Raw genomic sequence first — 6,000 nt, 5'->3', positions numbered from 1 at the left:
TGGCATAGGACAAAAAAGTCTCTATTTAAATTGTCTATTTTATTGACAGGGGACCACCTTTCTCGCTACGGTAACGTTTTGTGGAGTGTTCCCTTACGGATCTTCTACGCAGCAATGTGGTTAGTCGATTGCTGGACCAAGGTACAAGGTTCTGGTTCTTGGTTTAATGGCAAGCTACGCTTACCATTTACTTGGTTGTATCCAAAAGTTGCCTCTGCTGCAAGTGGTGCTTCTGAATCAGCGAAGTCTGCTGCCCACAGTGTTGCAAGCAGTGTTAGTAGCGCTGTTTCATCTTCAACCACTGCCGGCGCCTCCGAAGCTGCTAAAACAGCCAAAGAAACCGTTAAAGCAACTGCCAAAGCTGCTTCAACGACGACAACGACACCAAAGGAATTCTTCAGTTTATCTTATGACTATGGCAAACAACCAATGATGATTTTCAAGCATTTACCACATTGGTACGAAAGTGTTACCAAAGTCTTTATTCCGAATAAAGCAACGGCATTGTTCATGCAAGAATTCATGACCATCGTTGAAATTGGAATCGCATTATGTATCTTAGCGGGTCTTTTCACTTGGATCATGAACGCTGCAACCATCGGTTTAGTCGTTGTCTTCTGCTTATCCGGTATGTTCTATTGGGTCAACATGTGGATGCCATTTGTTGCACTGGCCTTAATGAACGGATCTGGTCGAGCGTTTGGGCTAGATTATTGGGTTGTGCCGTGGTTACAAAAGCATTTAGGTCACTGGTGGTATGGTTCGATCAAGCCACTTTACAATGGCCCTCAAAAAGCACGTTAATGTTATAGTTGTCTTCAAAATGGTTCTAGGGGAGTAGCCTAGAACCATTTTCTTTAGTAAAATAATGATATGAATCTCTTAAAAAGGCGGTGCGCGAACAATGGCTGGCAAAAGTCGTCTGCGGCAAATGTTAAAGCCTTGGGATTATTTCATTCTTGGCCTACTGGTCATCCTTTCTTTTACCCCACTGGTGATTTTTAGTTGGACCCGTTCACAGGCTGCTGCTACGGCTAACACGCAGCCCATTCGGACTGCAGTGGTAAGTCACAACGGTAAAGTTGTCTACCGGTTTAAATTAACCGGGCACCAAGGCATCAAGCGTTTTCGTTATCATGCGCCTGATGGTGACTGGAATGAGATTGAATTTAAAGATCAACGTGTCGCCATTGTGGCCGCAAACTGCGGCGACCAAGTTTGTGTCCGGCGTGGCTGGATCAAAACACCTGGGCAAACAATCGTCTGTTTGCCCCATAAGCTTTTGATCGAGATCAAAACCAGCCATGGCCCCACGCATCATCAAGGTGGTGGCTTAGTGACCGAATAAGGAAACGACAATATGACTCAATCACAGCTTAGAAAATACATTTATATCGCCCTTTTAGTCGCACAAGGCGTCATTATCGGCTTATTAGAACGCATGATTCCCTTTCCTTTCAGCTTTGCCCCCGGTGCTAAATTGGGGTTAGCAAATCTGATCACAATCGTTTCAATCTTTACAATGCGTTGGCGTGACAGTTTTTTATTACTTTGGTTACGCTTGTTACTGACAACCTTACTCGGTGGCACCCTTTCAACCTTTTTGTATAGTGCGGCAGGTGCTGTACTGAGTTACTTTGGTATGTTACTGATCAAGCAATTAGGCCCTAAGCGCGTTAGCTTGATCGGCATCTCAGCGGCAGGCGGTTTGCTGCATAACGTTGGCCAGCTCGCCGTTGCCAGTTTGATTGCGCAAAGCTGGACCGTCATGCTTTACCTGCCGATTTTATCCAGTATTGGTATTCTGGCTGGGTTTGCCATCGGCGTCACTGCCAATTATTTATTCGAGCACATTCAGCTGCTCGCTTACCTGCGCCAAATCGAAGCACCGCGTACGTCGACGCAAAAGGAGTCTCATTATGACGAAAATTAATGCATTATGGCAACAATATCCGACACTTAAGCCCGAATTAACGGCTGTTTTAGAGCTAATGGAAAAGCATATTAAAACCAGCGACCGCGCCGTTAACGACGCGATCCTCACCATGATCCATTCTGGCGGAAAATTGTTGCGGCCTGCGTACTGTTTATTATTTTCGCAATTTAAAGAAACTGATCGTCGTAAAATCATCGCATTGGCTGCGGCTGTTGAAACCTTGCACACAGCAACCTTGATCCACGATGACGTGATTGATCGGTCTCGTTTACGGCGTAACCAGCCAACGATTCAATCAACATTTGGGCAAGATGTGGCGGTTTATGCCGGCGATTACCTATTTGTTGTTTGTTTCCAAATGCTGTCCCAATACGCCAGTGACTTACGAAGTATTCAACAAAATGCAAAAGGCATGCAACATATTTTAGATGGTGAATTACACCAACGCCAAATGCGCTACAATACGAATATGACAATTGATGATTATTTGGTCCAAATCGACGGTAAAACAGCACAATTATTTGCGTTAGCTTGCTTTATTGGTGCCTTTGAAAGTCAAAATACCCTGCGGTTTGCACGTCACTGTGAGCAGATCGGCTCTCAGATCGGCATGGCCTTTCAGATCATGGACGATATTCTAGACTATACCCAATCTGAAGTTGGCTTAGGCAAACCTGTTTTAGAAGATGTTCGTCAAGGCGTTTTCTCAGCACCTTTGTTGCTTGCAAAGCAGCAAGATGCTGCGGCGATTGCCCCTTACCTGCAAGATTCTAAGACACTAACCGATGCACAACTGGTGGCATTGCGTGATACGGTTCAAGCAGTTGGCGGTGTCACCGCCGCCGAAGAACTAGCGGCGCAATATACTGCAAAAGCATTGGCTGGATTAAATCGGTTACCAGAACATCCCGCAAAAACCATTCTATTGCGACTGACCAAACAATTATTAGCGCGTAAACGCTAAGCAAAAAGGCGGCCCAACTTATTCAGTTGGACCGCTTTTTTGCAATCACCATTAAAGTGTCATATACAGGCGCATTTTTAAACGACAACGACTTGCCGCACCGTAAACTTGATCTTCCAAACAGGCCAAATGCTGGGCAATTTCAGCGTTACTGTGATAATGCAAAATACAGTAAAACACTTGACGCTCAAACTTAGATAATTGTTCATAATACAACGCAATGTCAGCCTTTAAGGTGGCCATGGCCATGGTCTCAGTTTGTTGTAATGAACGATGACGGTCCGCAATATTTTCCAAATTACGATAACGAACCGCATATTGATCACACCGTCGTTTAACAGCAAACTGGCGTCTTAACAATGTGATAATGCGATGCTTCAACCGCGTTTGATAAAACCGGCCAAACGTCAAATGGTAGCGCGTATCATATTCTTTTGCCGCAAGGTAGCAGGCCCAACGCGCCTCCTGCTCCCAATTGTCATCATCATACAACCGTAACCAATAAAGCTGACGCAAATGATGAAGTACAGGTCGATATTGATAACAAAGGCGTTCGATTGCTACTGAGTCGCCTGCTGCAGCGGCACTAATGAGTGATGCCATATCTGTTTTTTTCATTTATACTATCAGAAATCCACTTTCAGCATACCACGTGTGATTTAATGAACAAGGGAACGAACGTTTCATATACGTAAAAAATAACTGAATAAATTTCACAAAATCATCATATTTCATCGGTATCTTAAAAGACATGAAACTTCTGAATGAGACACTGGTTTGGGGAAACGAGCGTCATTACCAAATACGGTTTTGGTAGCTGACATTTTGTCTCGGACACGTTTTTGACATCCCTTAGCATAAACGTGCCTGCTAGCAAAATAGCCATTATCATTCTAGGAGGTTTTTTTTATGAACTTTATTCACCGTGCCGGTCTGAGCCTTTGGGCTAAAAAAGGCCGTTCTCTGCTGCTGATCTTACTGACAGCAGCCATCATGCTTTTTATTCTCACCGGTCTTTTGATCCACAGCGCTGCTGATACGGCAACAACCAATGCCCGTAAAAGTGTCGGCGCCAGCTTAACACTTTCGGCCAATCGCCAGGCTGCGTTTAAGAAAATGCGGCAACAATCTAAGCCGTCAAGCGGTAGTCGGCCTACTCTCAATATGACACCGGTTAAGTTAAGCACTGTTAAGAAATTAACCAAACTGAGTCAGGTTACTGGTTACAATGCCACCACGCAAACCAGCGTGAATGCCAAAAGTTTCTCGGCCATTAGCACGACGAGTAGCATGGGCGCCAGTCCAATGGGTGGCAAAATGGGAAGCAGTAGTAGCCAAGGCGACATTCAAGTCAATGGGGTCACTGCCACGCGCCTCGTCGATAGCTTCAGTACCAAATCGGCTAAGATCACCAAAGGTCGCGGCATCACCAGCGCTGATGCAAATACCAACCATGTTGTGATTGAAAGTGAACTGGCCAAACAAGAAAAATTGGCTGTTGGTGACACGATTAAAATTAAAACCACTTCAACAAAGAAGGTTTACAAATTAAAAATTGTGGGGATCTATAAAGCAGCTAGCACGACAAGTACCCAGATGGGCCCTAATAGTACAGATGCCTCAAATCAAATTTACGCCGCCACAAGTTTAGCCAATACCTTTAAAGGTAGCAGCTACAAAAACACTGCGGATAGTGTGACGTTAAGCATCAGTGACCCTGGCCAAGTCAGTGCTGCTAAGACTGCTGCTAAGAAATTGATCAACACTAGCAAATACAGCATTTCCAGCGATGACAGTAGTTACCAACAGGTCAAAACATCAATGAAGAGCATTACCAGTATTTCCAATAAGATCATTTGGTTAGTGACGCTAGCCGGTATTGTGATCTTGACCTTGATCGTCATGTTATTGATCCGTGAACGGCGCCACGAAATCGGGATCTTATTAGCCTTAGGCGAAGCGCGTTGGAAAATCGTCGCCCAGTTCTTCACAGAACTGGTCTTCACTTTAATTGTCGGTTTAGTCATTGCCAGCGCTGGTGGGCAAGTTGTCGCCAATAAATTAGGACAACAGCTCACATCACAAACCCAAACGACTCAGGCTCAGACCATGAGCACCCAAAGTGGTGGTCAAATGGGTGGTGGTACGCCAGGTCAAGGCACACGCCCTAGCGGCGGCATGCCAGGTCAAGGGGGCCAAACACAAAAAGCGGCTCAAAAAACGAAGCTGACCACGAGCATTGATCTCACCACCATGGTTGAGCTTGGCGGCTTAGGACTGGCCATTATGTTCTTAGCCACCGTTTTAGCCGCCGGCGGTATTTTGCGCCTACAACCTAAGAAAGTCTTGATCGATTAGAAAGGAAGTTTGTGATGTTAGAAATTAAATCTTTGGGCTACTGGTATCAAAGCCCTGACGAAAGTCTCTTTAACGACGTTAATTTAAAATTTGAAGCCGACCAAACTTATGCGATCATTGGTTCCAGTGGCGCTGGGAAAACGACTTTTCTATCCTTACTAGCCGGTTTAGACCAGCCAAAAGCAGGTGAGATCTTATTAGACGGCCAAGCCTTAACCCAAATTGGCCTGACCGCCTACCGTCGTCATCAAGTCACCACCGTTTTTCAAAGTTATAACTTGCTCCCTTATATGTCCCCCATCAATAACTTGTTAACCGCACTAGCGATTACAGAATCACAACACAAAGGGGATGTGGCTTACGCCAAGCAACAGTTACAACAACTTGGTCTGACTGATGATCAAATGACACAAAACGTGCAACATTTATCCGGTGGCCAACAACAACGCGTGGCAATTGCCCGCAGTATGTGCTGTGATGCACGGTTAGTGGTTGCTGATGAGCCAACGGGCAACTTGGATGAAACAAATACAGAGGCAATCATTGCGTTATTTCAAAAAATTGCCCATGAACAACATAAATGTGTCATCATTGTCACCCACGAAGCCAACGTCGCTGCGGCCTGTGATCAGACCTTAAAACTAAGCAACGGCGAATTTGAATGGGTCACACAACCGGCTTAACGCCGTACTGAACACCACTTCTTAACTGAAGGGGTGTTTTTTTACGTCCAGCCGCTCAA

The 6,000-nt window shown here is 45.2% G+C and carries 6 protein-coding genes and 1 pseudogene; 6 read left to right on the top strand and 1 reads right to left on the bottom strand.

Annotated elements, in window-relative coordinates; genetic code table 11:
- The 4 genes and pseudogenes from FC07_RS16055 to FC07_RS04385 all read left to right on the top strand — a co-directional run.
- Nucleotides 1–804 (top strand): annotated as a pseudogene (locus FC07_RS16055) (hypothetical protein); the annotation flags it as partial.
- A 100-nt stretch (nt 805–904) separates the two neighbouring features.
- Nucleotides 905–1,348: a NusG domain II-containing protein gene (locus FC07_RS04395; protein WP_057903912.1), complete on the top strand. Its 444-nt coding sequence runs from the start codon at nt 905–907 to the stop codon at nt 1,346–1,348.
- A 12-nt stretch (nt 1,349–1,360) separates the two neighbouring features.
- Nucleotides 1,361–1,933: a Gx transporter family protein gene (locus FC07_RS04390; protein ID WP_057903911.1), complete on the top strand. Its 573-nt coding sequence runs from the start codon at nt 1,361–1,363 to the stop codon at nt 1,931–1,933.
- On the top strand, nt 1,920–2,900 hold the full coding sequence (locus tag FC07_RS04385) for a polyprenyl synthetase family protein (RefSeq protein WP_057903910.1): 981 nt from the start codon (nt 1,920–1,922) through the stop codon (nt 2,898–2,900). Before FC07_RS04390 ends, FC07_RS04385 begins: the two co-directional genes overlap by 14 nt.
- A gap of 51 nt (nt 2,901–2,951) precedes the next feature.
- On the opposite strand, the gene FC07_RS04380 is transcribed toward FC07_RS04385, so the two are convergent.
- Nucleotides 2,952–3,518: a sigma-70 RNA polymerase sigma factor region 4 domain-containing protein gene (locus FC07_RS04380; RefSeq protein ID WP_057903909.1), complete on the bottom strand. Its 567-nt coding sequence runs from the start codon at nt 3,516–3,518 to the stop codon at nt 2,952–2,954.
- A gap of 291 nt (nt 3,519–3,809) precedes the next feature.
- On the opposite strand from FC07_RS04380, the gene FC07_RS04375 reads away from it, so the two are divergent.
- Nucleotides 3,810–5,258 (top strand): ABC transporter permease, encoded by a 1,449-nt coding sequence (locus FC07_RS04375; protein WP_057903908.1) that lies wholly within the window; start codon nt 3,810–3,812, stop codon nt 5,256–5,258.
- Between the two features lie 14 nt (nt 5,259–5,272).
- Nucleotides 5,273–5,941 carry an ABC transporter ATP-binding protein gene (locus tag FC07_RS04370; RefSeq protein WP_057903907.1) on the top strand — a complete coding sequence of 223 codons (669 nt, stop codon included), beginning with the start codon at nt 5,273–5,275 and terminating at the stop codon, nt 5,939–5,941.
- Nucleotides 5,942–6,000: the final 59 nt, after the last annotated feature.

This window comes from Loigolactobacillus bifermentans DSM 20003 (assembly GCF_001434575.1).
Taxonomy (GTDB): Bacteria; Bacillota; Bacilli; order Lactobacillales; family Lactobacillaceae; genus Loigolactobacillus; species Loigolactobacillus bifermentans.
The sequence above is the reverse complement of the archived record's forward strand: the minus strand, read 5'-3'. Positions and strand labels throughout refer to the sequence as shown.

Excerpts from the sequence above, each read along its gene's own strand:
- FC07_RS04395 (WP_057903912.1), top strand. The coding sequence starts at position 905 with ATGGCTGGCAAAAGTCGTCTGCGGCAAATGTTAAAGCCTTGGGATTAT.
- FC07_RS04380 (WP_057903909.1), bottom strand. The coding sequence starts at position 3,518 with ATGAAAAAAACAGATATGGCATCACTCATTAGTGCCGCTGCAGCAGGC.
- FC07_RS04375 (WP_057903908.1), top strand. The coding sequence starts at position 3,810 with ATGAACTTTATTCACCGTGCCGGTCTGAGCCTTTGGGCTAAAAAAGGC.
- FC07_RS04385 (WP_057903910.1), top strand. The coding sequence starts at position 1,920 with ATGACGAAAATTAATGCATTATGGCAACAATATCCGACACTTAAGCCC.
- FC07_RS04370 (WP_057903907.1), top strand. The coding sequence starts at position 5,273 with ATGTTAGAAATTAAATCTTTGGGCTACTGGTATCAAAGCCCTGACGAA.
- FC07_RS04390 (WP_057903911.1), top strand. The coding sequence starts at position 1,361 with ATGACTCAATCACAGCTTAGAAAATACATTTATATCGCCCTTTTAGTC.